This is a genomic window from Streptomyces cirratus (assembly GCF_014650775.1).
Taxonomy (GTDB): domain Bacteria; phylum Actinomycetota; class Actinomycetes; order Streptomycetales; family Streptomycetaceae; genus Streptomyces; species Streptomyces cirratus.
Genome location: NZ_BMVP01000003.1, coordinates 512,279 through 527,695 on the forward strand (window position 1 = coordinate 512,279; position 15,417 = coordinate 527,695).

Consider the following 15,417-nt stretch of genomic DNA (forward strand, 5'->3'; position numbering starts at 1 on the left):
GCGCCCGGGCCGGTGCCACCGGTCCGGGCGTACGTCCCGCACGGCGGTTCACGGGCTCACGGCCAGGAACAGGTACGCGGCGAGCAGCACGATGTGCACCCCGCCCTGGAGCAGCGTCGCCCGCCCGGGCACGATCGTCAGGGCGCTGACCACCACCGTCAGCGCCAGCAGCACCATGTGGACCGGGCCGAGGCCGAGCAGCAGCGGTCCGGAGAGCCAGATCGTGGCCAGCGCGATGGACGGGATGGTCAGGCCGATGCTGGCGATGGCGGAGCCGTAGGCCAGGTTCAGGCTGGTCTGCACCCGGTCACGGCGGGCGGCGCGTACGGCGGCCAGGGTCTCGGGGGCCAGTACCAGCAGGGCGATGATCACACCGACGACGGCGTGCGGCAGCCCGGCGTCCGCCACGCCCCGCTCGATGGTCGGTGAGACGGCCTTGGCGTTGCCGACCACCGCCACGAGCGCGATCAGCAGCAGACCGAGGCTGATCAGGGCGGCACGGAAGGTGGGCGGCACGGCGTGGTCGCCGTCGCCGTCCGTCCCCCCTCCCGCCGCGGGCCCCGCCGCGCTCCCCCCGGTGTCCACGGGCAGGAAGTAGTCCCGGTGACGGACCGTCTGGACGGCGATGAACAGGCCGTAGAGCGCGAGGGAGGCGCAGGCGGCGAAGGTCAGCTGGGCGCTGGAGAACTCGGGGCCGGGCTTCGTGGTGGTGAAGGTGGGCAGCACGAGGCTGAGGACGGCGAGGGTCGCGACGGTGGCGAGCGCCGCACCCGAGCCCTCGGCGTGGAAGACGGCGACCCGGTTGCGCAGGGCGCCCACCAGCAGTGACACGCCGACGATGCCGTTGCAGGTGATCATGACGGCGGCGAAGACGGTGTCCCGGGCCAGCGAGGAGGTCTTGTCCCCGCCGCCGGCCATCAGGGTGACGATCAGGGCCACCTCGATGATGGTGACGGCGACGGCGAGCACGAGGGAGCCGAAGGGTTCGCCGACCCGGTGGGCCACCACCTCCGCGTGGTGGACGGCCGCCAGGACCGCGCCCGCCAGGCAGAGGGAGACCAGCGCGACCGCGAAGCCGGGCAGGTCCCGTCCCCAGCTCAGGACGAGCGCGCCGAGGGCCACCACGGGGACCACGACGGTCCAGTCGGTCAGGGGCGTTCTGTGCGTTGCCGTACTCATGTCGGCCAACTTGCCAGAACCCTCCCCGGGGGCGTCACATGGCGCGCTCGCGCCCTTCCCAGTACGGGTCCCGCAGCCGTCGCTTGTACAGCTTGCCGTTGGGGTCGCGGGGCATCGTCTCGATGAAGTCGACCGTCTTGGGGCGCTTGTAGGCGGCCAGCCGCCGCTCGCAGTGGTGCAGGATCTCGGCGGCCAGCGCGTCGCCCGCCTCGAAGCCCTCGGCGGGTTCGATGACGGCCTTGACCTCCTCGCCCCAGTCGTTGTGCGGGATGCCGAAGGCGGCGGCGTCCGCGACCGCCGGGTGGGTGAGGAGGGCGGATTCGATCTCGGCCGGGTAGATGTTGACCCCGCCGGAGATGATCATGTCGATCTTGCGGTCCCGTAGGAAGAGGTAGCCCTCCTCGTCCATCAGCCCCAGGTCGCCGACCGTGAAGAAGTCGCCGATGCGGTTCTTGCGGGTCTTGCCCTCGTCCTTGTGGTAACTGAAACCGCCGGTGTTCATCTTGATGTAGACGGTGCCGAGTTCACCGGGCGCCAGCCGGTTGCCGTCGTCGTCGAAGATGGCCAGTTCGCTGATCGGCCAGGCCTTTCCTACGGTTCCCGGCTTCTTGAGCCAGTCCTCGGCGGTGGCGAAGGCGCCCCCGCCCTCGCTTGCGGCGTAGTACTCCTCCACGCAGCCTCCCCACCAGTCGATCATCGCCCGCTTGACGTGGCCGGGGCAGGGCGCTGCGCCGTGGATGGCGTGCCGCATGGAGCTGACGTCGTAGGCGTCCTTCGTCTCCTGCGGGAGCGCGAGGAGGCGGTGGAACTGCGTCGGCACCATGTGGGTGTGGGTGCAGGCGTACTGGTCGATCAGGCGCAGCATCTCGGCCGGGGTCCACTTGTCCATGAGGACCAGCGGGTGCCCGATGTGCAGCGACGCGCCCGCGAACTGGAGGACTGCGGTGTGGTAGAGCGGCGAGCAGACGAGGTGCACGTTGCCGTCGAAGGGCCGGATGCCGAAGATGCCGAGGAATCCGCCGAGGTACGTCTCCTCGGGGAGCTTGCCGGGCAGCGGGCGGCGGATGCCGCGCGGCCGGCCGGTGGTGCCCGAGGTGTAGTTCATGACCCAGCCGAGGGTGCGGTCGGCGGGCGGCGTGGCGGGGTGCGGGGCGAGCAGGTCTTCGTAGGGGCGGAAACCGGCCACCGTTCCCACGGCGTAGCGGTGGCTCACGGGCAGGCCGGCTTCACCGGCCGCCGCCGTGGCCGCCTCGGAGAAGCGCTCGTGCGCGATGAGCACCTTGGCGCCGCTGTCGGCGACGATCCAGGCGATCTCGGGACCGACGAGGTGGTGGTTGACCGGGACGAGGTAGAAACCGGCCTGGGAGGCTGCCAGGTAGGCGGTGAGGAACTCGACACCGTTGGGCAGTACGACGGCGAAGGAGTCACCCGTCCGCATTCCGGCCGCGCGCAGTCCGTGGACGAGCCGGTTGGCCTCGGCGTGCAGCCGGCCCGCGCTCCACTGTTCGCCGTCGGGGGCGGTCAGTACGGTGCGGTCGGGCTCGGCGGCGGCCTGGGCCCAGAAGCCGTTGGTGTCGGTCATGCTGCTCACGCCTCTCGGGTGGTCCGGCGGCCGGCTATGCGGTTGATTCGGTCGATGGCCTTCTCGAAGCCGCTCGTCAGTTCGTCGAACACGGCCTGGACGCCGCGTTCGCTGTTCATCCGGCCGACGATCTGGCCGACGGGGGTCCCGAGGAGCGGCTGGACCTCGTACTTCTGGATCCGCGACACCGCTTCGGCGACCAGCAGGCCCTGGAGCGGCATGGGGAGCGCGCCGGGGCCGTCCGGGTCGTCCCACGCGTCGGTCCACTCGGTGCGCAGCTGGCGGGCGGGCTTGCCGGTGAGGGCGCGGGAGCGGACGGTGTCGCCCGAGCCGGCGGCGAGGAGCTTGGCGGTGAGCGCGCGGGAGTGCAGGTCGGCTTCGGTGGTGGTGAGCCAGAGGGAGCCGAGCCAGACGCCCTGGGCGCCGAGGGCGAGGCCGGCGGCGATCTGCTCGCCGCTGCCGATGCCGCCCGCGGCGAGGACCGGCAGCGGGGCGACGGCCTCGGCGATCTCGGGGACCAGCACCATCGTGGCGATGTCGCCGGTGTGGCCGCCGGCTTCGTAGCCCTGGGCGACGACGACGTCGATGCCGGCTTCGGCGTGACGGCGGGCGTGTTTGGCGCTGCCCGCGAGGGCGGCGACGAGGACTCCGTGGTCGTGGGCGCGGCGGATGACGTCGGCGGGCGGGGAACCGAGCGCGTTCGCCAGGAGTTTGATGGGGTAGTCGAAGGCGACGTCGAGCTGGCTCCGCGCGACCTGTTCCATCCAGCCGGTGATCCGCCAGCCGGATGCCTCGCCCTCCGCGAGCTCGGGCACGTGGTGCTTGGCGAGGGTGTCGCGGACGAAGGCGCGGTGTCCGGCGGGGATCATCGCCTCGATGTCGGCTTCGGAGATGCCGTCGACCGCCTTCTTGGCGGGCATGACGACGTCGAGGCCGTAGGGCTTGCCGTCGGTGTGTGCCTGCAGCCAGTCGAGGTCGCGTTTGAGGTCGTCGGGGGCGGTGTAGCGGACGGCGCCGAGTACGCCGAATCCGCCCGCGCGGGTGATGGCAGCGGCGACCGCCGGGAAGGGCGTGAAGCCGAAGATGGCGTGCTCGACTCCCAGTTTCTTGCTCAGCTCCGTCTCCATGGGCGTGAGGATGCCGCAGCGCGACGGTCGAGGGAAGAGGTTTTCTGATGCAGCGTCAGATTCTTTGCGGACCGGTCGGTGCGGGGCGCGCCTGCCGCGCGGGCAGATACTGCGAGAGGCGCGACGGCGGACAGGAGGACCGGTGATGGACGAGTTCACGGGGGCGCCCGAGGGGCCTCGGCCCGTACCGGTGGCCACACCCACCGCGGGCCCCACAGCCGCGGCGATGCCCGGACCGCCCGACGCGGGCGGTGGGGCGGCACCCGGGGCGGCTGGTGCGGCGGCAGCCGGACCGACCGCCGGGATGACAGCCGGACCGGCCGGCTCGGGCGCCCGGGCCGATGGCGCGCAGCCTGAGCAGGGCGACGGGGTGGCTGGCGGGACGGGTGTCGGCGGCGACGGGGTCAGCCGGCGGCGGCTCGGGGCGCGGTTGCTCGCGCTCGGCGGGGTGCTCGTCCTTCAGGCGGCCCTGCCCGGGTCCGCCGGCGCCCGGGGCAATCCGGCCGAGCGGCGCGCCCTCCAGGGCCTGAGGCTGCGCTACGGCTCCGCCCGTCAGGCCGGGTTGCTGGAAGAACACCTCGAAGGGGTGGCGGAGGAGGCGCGGCGCTTCCTCGGCCCCTCCCCCGAACACCCGTACTACGCCGGAGCCGTCGTCCTCGCCGGCCGCGGCCGCACCGTCGCGCTGCACCGGGCCATGGGCCACGCGCTCCGGTACGCCGACTACGACGGCCGCACCGACCGGGTCCGGGAGTTCCCCGAGGCCGAACGGATCGCGATGGCGCAGGACACCGTCTTCGACCTGGCCTCGCTCACGAAGCTGTTCACCTCGTTGCTGGCCGTGCAGCAGATGGAGCGGGGGCGGCTGGAGCTGGAGGCTCCGGTGGAGCGGTACCTGCCGGAGTTCACCGGAGGCGGCAAGGAGCTGATCACGGTTCGTCAGCTGCTCACGCACACCTCGGGGATGCGCTCGTGGGCCCCCTTCTACCGGGAGTCCACCCACGAGGGGCAGATGAGGCTGCTGTGGTCGGTGCGCCCACAGGACACCCCGGGGACGGTGTACCGGTACTCCGACCTGAACCTCATCACGCTCCAGCTGCTCCTGGAACGGATCACCGGCCGCACCCTGGACACCCTGCTCCGCGAGGAGATCACCGCTCCGCTCGGGATGCACCGCACCCGGTACCGGCCGCCGCTCTCCTGGCGCCGGGGCATCGCCGCGACCGAGGTGCAGCGTCCGCCCTGGTCCGGCCTGGACCGCGGTCTGGTGTGGGGCGAGGTCCACGACGAGAACGCGTACGCCCTCGGCGGCGTCGCCGGCCACGCGGGCGTCTTCGGCACCGCCTGGGACCTGGCCGTCCTCGCCCGCGCCCTGCTCGACGGCGGGGTCTACGCCGGGAAGCGCATCCTGCGTCCCGCCTCCGTCGAGCTGCTCTTCACCGACTTCAACACCGCGTTCCCCGGCGACGACCACGGCCTGGGCTTCGAGCTCTACCAGCACTGGTACATGGGAGCCATGGCCACCCCGCACTCCGCGGGCCACACCGGTTTCACCGGCACCTCCATGGTCCTGGACCCCTCCACCGACTCCTTCCTCATCCTGCTCGGCAACTCCGTCCACCCGGTACGGACCTGGCGGGCCGGCAGCGCGCCCCGCGTCGCCACCGGCAACCGCTTCGCCCGCGCCGTCCCCGTCCGCACCCGGCACGGCGGCCCCGCCTGGTTCTCCGGCATCACCCCGGGCGGCTCTGGCACCCTCGCCCTCCCCCCGCTCACCCCCGCCACCGCGGCCGCGCGGCTGCGCTGCGCCCTGTGGTGGGACACCGTGCCCGGCGAAGGGGCCTTCCACCTGGAGGCCTCCGCCGACGGGCAGAGCTGGGAGCCCCTGCCCTTCACCACCGTGCGCTCCACCGGCGGTACGTCCGAAGCGTGGCCCCAGGGCCGCGCCGACGGCTGGTCGGGCCGCATCTGGCACCGCCTCGAAGCCCCCCTCGCCCCCTGGGCGGACCGCGAGGTGCGCCTGCGCTTGCGGCACAGCGCGACCGGCCGTTACGTGGGACGCGGCGTCTACGTGGACGTCATCCGCGTCGCCGAACCGGGCCGGCTGCTCTTCGCCGAGGACCGCCCGGCCGACGCGGACCGCCTGGAGGCCACGGGATGGACCCGTTCGGCCGACTGACGCGCGGGTGCGGAATGAACGCGTCCCCACCCGCGTTGCGACTCATTGCCGAGATTCGTTGACCGTTCAACACGAAGGCAGGCCAGGAACATGACCGACATCGACTGGGACCACCCGATCGACCCCAAGCCCGGCTGGACGCTGGACCACGTCAAGCAGTACGTGAGCTCGAACGGGGCCGAGGGCCAGTTCTGGAACGGGACGCAGACCCTGCTCCTCACCACCCTCGGCCGGGTCTCCGGCAAGCCCGTACGCACCCCCCTGATCTACGGGGAGGCCGACGGCCGGTATCTCATCGTGGCGTCCAAGGGCGGCCACCCCGAGGACCCGCTCTGGTACAAGAACCTGAAAGCCCACCCCGAGGTCCGCGTCCAGGTCGGCCCGAAGGTCGTCCAGGGCACCGCCCGCACCGCGACCCCCGAGGAACGCGCCGCGTACTGGCCCGTGATGGTCGGGCACTGGCCCGCGTACGACGAGTACCAGACCAAGACGGACCGTGAGATCCCGATCGTGGTCATCGAGCCGACGCGGCAGGTCGCGTAACGGCTCAGCGGCCCAGGACCGCCATGGCGGCGTTGTGGCCGGGAACCCCGCTCACACCGCCGCCGCGCACCGCGCCCGCCCCGCACAGCAACACGTTCGGGTAGGCCGTCTGAACGCCCCAACGGCCCGCGGCCCCCGCTCCGCCCGCGCCTTCCTCCGCGTAGGGCCACGACAGGTCGCGGTGGAAGATGTGCCCTCCCGGCAGGCGCAGTTCGCGGTCCAGGTCGAGCGGGGTCTTGGCCTCGATGCAGGGCCGCCCGTCCGCGTCGAGTGCCAGGCATTCGGTGAGCGGCTCGGCCAGGTGCGCGTCGAGCTGGGCCAGCGTGCCCGCCAGCAGCACCCCGCGCGCACCCTGGTTGTCCTTCTCGAACAGCCGGGCCGGAGTGTGCAGGCCGAACAGGGTCAGCGTCTGGTAGCCGCGTGCGACGAGCTCGGGCCCCAGGATCGAGGGGTCCGTCAGCGAGTGGCAGTAGATCTCGGAGGGCGGTACGGAGGGCAGTTCACCGGTCGCCGCCTCGGCGTAGGCCCGCGCGAGCTGCTCGTACCCCTCGGCGATGTGGAAGGTGCCGCCGAACGCCTCGCGCGGGTCCACGGAGGTGTCCCTCAGCCGGGGCAGCCGCCGCAGCAGCATGTTGACCTTGAGCTGGGCGCCCTCCGCCGGGGCGGCCGGGGCCCCGCCGAGCAGTTCCGCCAGGGCCCGCGGCGAGGCGTTCACGAGCACCGTGCGGCCCGCGACGGCGCCCTCCCCGGTCGCCGTCCGGAACCTCACCTCGGCGGGCGCGGCCGTTGCGTCCGCGTCGATCCGCAGCGCCTCGTGACCCGTGAGGATCTCGGCCCCCGCCGCCCGCGCCGCCCCTGCGAGGGCATCGGTGAGGGCGCCCATACCGCCGACGGGGACGTTCCAGTCGCCCGTTCCGCCGCCGATGACGTGGTAGAGGAAGCAGCGGTTCTGCGCGAGGGAGACGTCGTGGGCGTCGGCGAAGGTGCCGATCAGGCCGTCCGTCAGCACCACGCCGCGCACCACGTCGTCGGCGAAGTGCCGCTCCACGGCCTTCCCCAGCGGCTCCTCGAACAGCATCCGCCAGGCGACCTCGTCGTCGATCCGGGCGCGTAGCTCCCCGCGGGTGGGCAGCGGCTCGGTGAGGGTCGGGAACACCTTCCGGGCGAGCCGGCCCGTCGTGGCGTAGAAGGCGCGCCAGTTCTCGTACTCGCGGTCGGAGCCGGTCAGCCGCGCGAAGGACTCCCGCGTGCGGGCATCGGAGCCGCCGACGAGCAGTCCGCCCGCGCGTCCGCCGCGCTCGACGGGCGTGTACGAGGAGACGGTGCGCCGGAGTACCTCGAAGTCCAGGCCCAGATCGCGCACGATCTTCGCGGGGAGGAGGGAGACCAGGTAGGAGTAGCGGGAGAGCCTGGCGTCCACGCCCGCGAAGGGCCGGGTGGAGACCGCCGCGCCGCCGGTGTGGCCGAGCCGTTCGAGGACCAGTACGGACTTGCCCGCCCGGGCCAGGTACGCGGCGGCCACCAGGCCGTTGTGCCCGCCGCCCACGATCACCACGTCGTAGGCCGCCTGCCGGAAGGGCTCCGAGGTCGTCGTCATGGCTCTTGGTAGCACACCTGGGCGAGCCGCTCCAGACAGTATGCCTCATCGGCGTGGGCGAGCACCGTGTCGGGGTGCCCTTCGCCGAGGGACCGTTCGCGGATGCCGGAGAGTTCCCGGTACAGGGGCAGCGCCTCGTGCCAGCGGCCCAGCCGTCCCAGCCCTACGGCGAGTTCACGGCGGCTGACCAACGTGTCCGGATGCTCCGCGCCGAGCACCTCCGCCCGCGCCTTCGCGACCTGGCCGGCCTCGGCCACCGCCTCCTCCCAGCGGTCCAGCCGGCCCAGGTTCACGCCGAGGACGTGCCGGGCGCGCAGGGTCTCCGGGTGGGCGGCGCCGTAGGCGCGGGTGCGGTCGCGCACCAGGGCGCGGAACAGGTCGAGGGCCTCGGCAGCGCGGCCGGTGCGGCCCAGCGCGACTCCGGTCTCGTAGCGGGCGGCGAGGGCGTCGGGGTGGTCGCGGCCCAGGATCCGTTCGCGGACGGCGGCCACCTGCCGGAAGCCGGCCAGCGCCTCGTCCCAGCGGCCGAGGCGGCCGAGCGCGTACGCGACCTCGTACCGGGTCAGCAGCGTGTCGGGGTGTTCGGCGCCGAGCACGGCCGCGCGGTCCGCCGCGACCTCGACGGCGGTGCGGTGGGCGTCCTCGTACCGGCCGAGGGCGCCCAGCGCGCAGGCGAGGTTGTGGCGGCAGAGCAGGGTGTCGGGGTGGCGCGGGCCCGCGGTGCGGGTACGGGCGGCGAGCACGGAACGGTAGATCTCGCAGGCCTCGCGGTGGCGTCCGAGACGGCCCAGTTCGTACGCCTCCTCCTGACGGGCCGCGAGGGTGTCGACATGGTCGGGCCCCAGCACCCCGGCCCTCCCCCGGGCCACGGCTGCGTACACGGCCAGCGCCTCCTCGGGCCGACCGGCGCGGCTGAGGGCGTACGCCCGGGAGTGGGCGGCGTCGAGCGCCTCGGGGTGCTCCGGCCCGCCCGGGGTCACGGCGCGGCCCAGCCCGACGGCGAGGGTGAGCCGGGGATCGGCGGCGGCGTCGGGCCGCTCGATCGGCCGGGTCACGCCGGGCCGGGCGGTGGTCCAGGAACCGGTGAGCACGGCCCATTCCCCGCTGGCGGGGCGGGCGTCGGTCCCGGCCTTGCGCCCGGCGGTCATCCCCCGGGCCCACTCGGGCAGCGGGGGCTGCGCCCCGGGCGCCCCGCCCGGACCGAGCCGGTACTCCACGAGCCTGCGGTGCAGGTGCCGGGCGTCACCCGGTCGGTCCTCGGGCTGCTTGGCGAGCAGTTCGAGGACCAGCAGGTCGAAGTACTCGGGCAGCTCGGGGCGGTGCTCGCGGGGCGGTACCGGCGCGGTGTCGCGGTGACCGACCAGGACGGACCAGGAGTCGCCGAGGTCGAAGGGCGGGGCGCCGGTGGCGATCTCGTACAGGACGCAGCCGAGGGAGTAGAGGTCGCTGCGGTGGTCGACCTCGCCGCCCGCGATCTGCTCCGGCGACATGTAGTGCGGGGTGCCCATGGCCATGCCGCCGCCGGTGAGCTTGGCGGTGAAGCCGATGTCGTGGGCGAGGCGGGCGATGCCGAAGTCGCAGATCTTCACGGTGCCGTCGGTGAGCCGCATGATGTTGGCGGGCTTGAGGTCGCGGTGGACGACGCCCTGGTCGTGGGTGTAGCCGAGCGCCGCGGCCATCTGCTCGGCGATGTCGACGACGACGTCCACGGGGAGCGGGCGCGACTCGTTGTCGGCGAGGAGCTGGCTGAGGTTGCGGCCGTCCAGGAGTTCCATGACGAGGTAGAGGGGGCCGCCGGCCGCGCTGTCGTCGCCGAAGTCGTGCACCACGGTGACGCCGCGGTGCTGGAGCGAGGCGGCCACGCGCGCCTCACGGCGGAAACGTTCGCGCAGCACCTGGGTGAAGTGGGTGTCCTGCTCGGGCCCGAGGGGCTTGAGGCACTTCACGGCGACCTGGCGGCCCAGCGACTCGTCCCGGGCCCGCCATACCTCGCCCATGCCGCCGCGCCCGATCAGATCGAGCGACCGGTACCGGCCCTGGATCAGTCTGGACTCCGCCATGTCTTGAAGCCGCCCCCGTGTGTTGTGCCACGCCCTCCCCGGACGGTCCAGTATGGCCGCTGATGTACGCAGTGTGTACGCCGAGGGGCGACTCCCGGGACCCGTGCGACGCATCGCTTTCAAGATGTGACCTGACGGCGGCCGTCGGCGCGGACCTGCGGGGATGGTGCGCAGCAGGCGTCTGGTGGGGTGCGGGAGGCGGATGAGGGCGGGCGGGCCGGGCGCGGAGGCGGGATCGTGAACTGCCCGCCCGGTGGTCACGGCCCCCTGCCCGCTTCGGCGTTGGCGGGCGGGCCGGGCCGGGGCGCGGGCGTCGGCAGGGGAGGGAGTTCGGGCAGCAGCTCGGTGATGACGAAGGCGATGACGGCCGCGAGGATCGCCACCGGCATCATCGCGGAGCTGCCCAGCAGCAGGATCACGAGCACCACGCTGCTGACCGGCAGCCGCATGACGGAGACCGCGGTGGCGGCCATGCCCGCCGCCATCGCGGGTGCGACGCCCAGACCCGGCAGCGGTGCCACGAGGACTCCGGCCGCGGCCCCCAGGAAGAGGGCCGGGAAGATGGGGCCGCCGCGCAGACTGCCCAGGCACAGGGCGTACGCGACTCCCTTGAACAGCAGGACGGCGATCAGCGCGCCGATCCCCCAGGCGTGCGGGTCGGCGGCCAACTGCGCCAGCGTGGCCTGACCGGACAGGGCGGCCTCCGCCGAGGAGCGGCCGGTGATCAGGGCGTAGAGGGCGGTGCAGGCGGCGGCGCCGAGCGCGCAGACGACCGTGCGCGGGAGGGTGCTGCGCGAGACGAACACCGAGACCCGGCGCGCCATGAACAGGACCGGCCGCATGAGGAGGGCGCAGCCGACGGCGATGACCACCGCCCAGAGCACGTCCCCGGCGTCCAGACGCGGGGGGGCACCGGCCACCTTGAGTCCGAGTTTGCCGGTGCCCAGTCCGGTCCACCGCCCGAAGCCGGTGAAGACCAGGGACCCGATGCCGCTGGAGAGCAGGGCGGGGAGCATGACCGCGAACAGCTCTGGGCCGCCCACCCCCGCTACCTCGATCAGCAGCACCGCGGCCACCAACGGGTTGCCGAAGATCGCCGCGATGGCGGCCCCCGCTCCGGCCGCGCCCAGCAGAGCGGTGGTCATCGGACTCGTCGGGGCCCTGGTGAGGTCGCGCAAGAGCAGGGCCAGGCCGCCGCCGAGGGCGATCAGGGGTGCTTCCGGGCCCAGGACCGCGCCGAGGGGCAGGCCCGCCGCCGCTGCGATCAGTACGCCGGGCAGGGCGGCCGGCGGGCTGCCGCCGGCGGACAGCCCGGCCGCGGGGATGTGCCCGCCCGCACCGGGGAGGTGGGTGACGACCAGTGCGACGATGACCCCGGCGATCAGGAGCAGCGGCAGGGGCCACCACCACGGGGGCGCGTCGCGGCCCATGGCGTGCGGGAGCGAGACCCACACGGCGTGTTCCAGGGCGTGCAGCCCGGCCAGGAACCAGAACGCGACCAGGGACACCGGAATGCCGACGAAGGCGGAGAAGGCGAGGGCCTTGAGGTAGCCGGGAGAGCGGAGGATGGCTCGCAGCCGGTCCGCCTCTCGCGGCTGGGAGGGGCCGGCGGCCGAATCCGGGTGCGGGGCGTCCGGGCGGGCGGCGTCCGGCCGGGGGCCGGGTTCCATCGGTTCCGTGGGTTCCGTCATGGTTCCTCGTCCAGTTCGGCGTCGAGCGCGAGGGCCGCGGTGACCAGCGCGAGGTGGGTGAAGGCCTGGGGGAAGTTGCCCAGTTGCTCGCCGGTGGGCCCGATCTCCTCGGCGAACAGGCCGACGTGGTTGGCGTAGGTGAGCATCTTGTCGAAGGCGTAGCGGGCTTGTTCGACCCGTCCGGCCCGGGCCAGGGCGTGGACGTAGAGGAAGGAACAGAACGAGAACGTTCCCTCGCAGCCCCTGAGACCGTCCGGAGAGGCCAAGGGGTCGTAGCGGTAGACGAGGCTGTCGGAGACGAGTTCGCCCTCCATGGCGTCCAGGGTCGACAGCCAGCGCGGATCCGTCGGCGGTACGAAGCCGACCAGCGGCATCATCAGCAGCGAGGCGTCCAGGACCGTGCTGTCGTAGTGCTGGACGAACGCCTGCCGCTCCCGGCTCCAGCCCCGGGTCATGATCTGCTCCATGACGGCGTCACGGACGGCGGTCCAGCGCGTCAGGTCCGCGGGGCGGCCGGTGGCCAGGGCCTGACGGATGCCGCGGTCCAGCGCGACCCAGCACATGAGGCGGCTGTAGGTGAAGTCCTTGCGCCCTCCGCGGGTTTCCCAGATGCCGTCGTCGGGGCGGTCCCAGTGGCCGCAGAGCCAGTCCAGCAGGGCGGCGGAGCGCCGCCAGTGGTCGTAGCCGACCACGTCGGGGGTCCGGCCCGCCTGGGCGAGGGCGTAGACCGCCTCCCCGTATATGTCGAGTTGCAGTTGACCGGCCGCGTCGTTGCCCACGCGTACGGGGGCGGATCCCCGCCACCCCGACAGGTGGCCGAGGACCTCCTCGGGCAAGTGGGGGTCGCCGTCGACCCGGTACATGACCTGCAGAGGCTCGCCGTTCGGGGCGCCGACGCCACGGAACCGGTGGGCCAGCCAGCCCCGGAAGGCGTTCGCCTCCGCGGTGAACCCGACGTCGCGCATGACCCGGACGGCCAGGGAGGCGTCCCGGACCCAGGTGTAGCGGTAGTCCCAGTTGCGCTCCCCTCCCTCCTGTTCGGGCAGGCCCATGGTCGCGGCGGCGACCGGTGCGCCCGTGGGCCCGTACGTGAGCAGCTTGAGGGTGATGGCGGAGCGGTTGACGATCTGCTGCCAGCGGCCCCGGTAGCGGCAGCGTCCGGTCCAGCGGTGCCAGTAGCGGTTCAGACCGGCGAACTCCCGGGCCATGTCGTCGGCGTCCGGTGGGGACGGCGCCGCGCCGCCGGCGTCACACACCGTCAGCACGACGGCCGCGCGGCCGTCCGCGTCCAGGGCCACCGTCGCGCGTACGTCGTCCCCGTCGGCTTCGAGGGACACGGGGCCGACGGTCTGCAGGTGGGCGGTGGTGTCCGGCGCGTCGAAGCGTGCGGCGCCCCCGTCCAGGGCCAGGGCGTGGTGTGCGCGGCCGTAGTCGAAGCGGGGCCTGCACTCCAGGGCGAAGCGCATCGATCCTCGTACCACGCGCATGACGCGCACCACCTGGTGCCGGTCGGTGGGGGTCCGCTCCTCGCGGACGGGCATGAAGTCGACCACCTCACCGACTCCTTCGGGGGTGAGGAAGCGGGTGATCAGGATGGCGGTGTCGGCGAGGTAGAGCTGGCGGGTGACGACGTGCGGGCCGCTTCCCCCGGGTGTCTGCGCCGTGATGGCGAAGTGGCCGCCGCGCTCGTGGTCGAGGAGCGCGGCGAAGACGCTGGGAGAGTCGAAGCGGGGGGAACAGAACCAGTCGAGCACGCCCTCGGAGGAGACGAGCGCGCAGGTCTGCAGGTCGCCGATCAGGCCGTGTTCGGCGATGGGCGGGTACGGGCGCGTCATGTGGCCGGCTCCCCGGGGTCGGCCCTCAGCCCACCAGGACCTTGGCTTTGGCCTGCTCGTACTCCCCCTGCGTGAGGTCGCGCCGGTGCTTGAGCTCGGCGAGCCCGGACCGTTCCCCGACGTGGCCGGTGCCGCCGGTGGTCCCGGCGGCCTCGCGCACGAAGGAGCGGACCTCTTCCTCGTACCGGTGTGCCCGCTGCGAGCCCCGTGCGCCCGTTCCGCGCCCGCGGACGATCAGGTACACGAACACGCCCGGGAAGGGCAGCAGGATGACGAGGAGGGTTCATCGCCGGTCCCTTCGTCGTGAGTGGGCTGCGCTCCTGGTGCTACGCGGGCTCCGGGGCGAATCGGAACATCTCGTCCGCCCCGGGCTGGACGACGCCGTAACTGCTCTCGGGGACTTCGTTCCAGGCACCGGGCAGGTCCGACAGGGGTTCGGAGACGATGAGCCGGGTCTGCTCGGACAGGTTCTGCAAGTAGGCGACGTCCGGATGCAGTTTGCGCAGCGCCTCCACCCGGCTGCTGTAGAACAGCGACCGGGAGGCGCCCTGACTTGAGTAGCGCAAGGCCCAGACGCGTTCTCCGTCGGTCACGGCGACGGTCATCTGCATCGGGAACTCCACCCCGCGCTCGCGGCCGCTGCGCTCCACGACTCCCACCATCCGGGCGACGGCGCCGGGCGGGTCCCGGCCCAGGCCGAGGGTGACCGCGAGGTAGAACATCACTTCGGAGTCGGTGGTGCCCTCGATGTGTGCGAACAGGGCCGGATCCACCAGCATGCAGAGGTCGCGGCGCAGCAAGTGGAAGTCGGCGATGGCGCCGTTGTGCATCCACATCCAGCGGCCGTACCAACCGACGCCGAAACCGTCACCGTTGGTGGTCTCCACCCCCAGTGGGGAGTGCAGGCTCTGGTCGATCAGCGAGTGCGCCGGCTTGTACAGCAGGGCGTCGAGCAGCAGGGGCGTTCCCGAGTACGCGAGCCATCTGCACATGGGCGATCACCTGTGTCCCTCCCTACGTCGCCGGCGGACGGAACCGCGGAGCCGGGAGTCGGTCGTTCGGCCGGGCGCGCGCTCCTTCCCCGGCATACTCATTCTCCCGCCCTCTCCCGGTGATCGCCACGCAGGCGGTGGCCGGGCTACCGGTCGGTCAGGGCGTACAGGTGTGGCGCGGGGTGTCGGCGGCCGACGGCGTTCGCGTCGGTCATTGGGTGCGGAGAGTGCCGGTGTACACGTCCGTACGGTTCTGTGGTGTCCCGGAGTGGGTCTCGGTGAGCACCGCCCGTACTCCCTTGTCGTCCGCCACCAGCCCTTGGTAGTCGCCGAGGAAGTAGCCCCCGGCGAACGGTGCCTGCAACCAGTCGAAGATCCGCGAGATGCGCCGCTCGGTCCGGCGCTTGGGGTCCCCGTGCGGCAGGGTGACGAACTGGTAGGCGGTGGGCAAGGTGGTGGTGTCGCCCGGCTTGAGGAAGCGCAGGTCGTAGTAGGTGAGTGCGACCGTTCCCCGCTCGTCTACCGCGATCGACGGGGAGAAGGCCGGCACGCCCTTAGGGCTGATCAGCTCCGGGGCCCCCAGGTGCGTCCGCCGTCGGAGCAAGCAAGGCGGCGGAACGCCCGACATCAATGCG

General features: G+C 72.9%; 12 protein-coding genes. 2 read left to right on the plus strand and 10 right to left on the minus strand.

Going from position 1 to position 15,417, the window contains the following annotated elements; genetic code table 11:
- Positions 1 to 48 precede the first annotated feature (48 nt).
- Genes IE207_RS12030 through IE207_RS12040 form a run of 3 tightly spaced genes read right to left on the minus strand, consistent with a single transcriptional unit; the run spans position 49 to position 3,888 of the window.
- Complete coding sequence (locus tag IE207_RS12030) at positions 49 to 1,179, minus strand: calcium:cation antiporter (protein ID WP_190184075.1); 1,131 nt, start codon at positions 1,177 to 1,179, stop codon at positions 49 to 51.
- Positions 1,180 to 1,213: 34 nt separating this feature from the next.
- Positions 1,214 to 2,761, minus strand: a complete 1,548-nt coding sequence (locus IE207_RS12035) for an acyl-CoA synthetase (RefSeq protein ID WP_190184076.1) — start codon at positions 2,759 to 2,761, stop codon at positions 1,214 to 1,216.
- Between the two features lie 5 nt (positions 2,762 to 2,766).
- The gene (locus tag IE207_RS12040) at positions 2,767 to 3,888 is read right to left on the minus strand and encodes a nitronate monooxygenase (RefSeq protein ID WP_190184077.1); all 1,122 of its coding nucleotides are present in this window, start codon (positions 3,886 to 3,888) and stop codon (positions 2,767 to 2,769) included.
- A gap of 304 nt (positions 3,889 to 4,192) precedes the next feature.
- On the opposite strand from IE207_RS12040, the gene IE207_RS12045 reads away from it, so the two are divergent.
- Both IE207_RS12045 and IE207_RS12050 read left to right on the plus strand, forming a co-directional pair.
- Positions 4,193 to 6,064 carry a serine hydrolase domain-containing protein gene (locus IE207_RS12045; RefSeq protein WP_190184240.1) on the plus strand — a complete coding sequence of 624 codons (1,872 nt, stop codon included), beginning with the start codon at positions 4,193 to 4,195 and terminating at the stop codon, positions 6,062 to 6,064.
- Positions 6,065 to 6,154: 90 nt separating this feature from the next.
- A complete protein-coding gene (locus tag IE207_RS12050) occupies positions 6,155 to 6,607 on the plus strand; it encodes a nitroreductase family deazaflavin-dependent oxidoreductase (RefSeq protein WP_190184078.1) in 453 nt (150 codons plus the stop codon).
- 4 nt (positions 6,608 to 6,611) lie between these two features.
- On the opposite strand, the gene IE207_RS12055 is transcribed toward IE207_RS12050, so the two are convergent.
- The 7 genes from IE207_RS12055 to IE207_RS12085 form a co-directional block, all read right to left on the minus strand.
- A complete protein-coding gene (locus tag IE207_RS12055; protein ID WP_190184079.1) occupies positions 6,612 to 8,204 on the minus strand; it encodes a phytoene desaturase family protein in 1,593 nt (530 codons plus the stop codon).
- Complete coding sequence (locus IE207_RS12060) at positions 8,201 to 10,264, minus strand: serine/threonine-protein kinase (protein WP_190184080.1); 2,064 nt, start codon at positions 10,262 to 10,264, stop codon at positions 8,201 to 8,203. Before IE207_RS12060 ends, IE207_RS12055 begins: the two co-directional genes overlap by 4 nt.
- A 257-nt stretch (positions 10,265 to 10,521) precedes the next feature.
- Positions 10,522 to 11,955: a chloride channel protein gene (locus tag IE207_RS12065; RefSeq protein WP_190184081.1), complete on the minus strand. Its 1,434-nt coding sequence runs from the start codon at positions 11,953 to 11,955 to the stop codon at positions 10,522 to 10,524.
- A complete protein-coding gene (locus tag IE207_RS12070) occupies positions 11,952 to 13,790 on the minus strand; it encodes a glycoside hydrolase family 15 protein (RefSeq protein WP_190184082.1) in 1,839 nt (612 codons plus the stop codon). The genes IE207_RS12065 and IE207_RS12070 overlap by 4 nt, the downstream gene beginning before the upstream one ends.
- Before the next feature lie 25 nt (positions 13,791 to 13,815).
- Entirely contained in the window at positions 13,816 to 14,040 is a 225-nt protein-coding gene (locus IE207_RS12075) for a hypothetical protein (protein ID WP_190184083.1), read from the minus strand.
- 76 nt (positions 14,041 to 14,116) lie between these two features.
- Positions 14,117 to 14,782 (minus strand): class II glutamine amidotransferase, encoded by a 666-nt coding sequence (locus IE207_RS12080; RefSeq protein ID WP_190184084.1) that lies wholly within the window; start codon positions 14,780 to 14,782, stop codon positions 14,117 to 14,119.
- A gap of 211 nt (positions 14,783 to 14,993) precedes the next feature.
- Positions 14,994 to 15,332 carry a hypothetical protein gene (locus IE207_RS12085; RefSeq protein ID WP_229873656.1) on the minus strand — a complete coding sequence of 113 codons (339 nt, stop codon included), beginning with the start codon at positions 15,330 to 15,332 and terminating at the stop codon, positions 14,994 to 14,996.
- Positions 15,333 to 15,417: the final 85 nt, after the last annotated feature.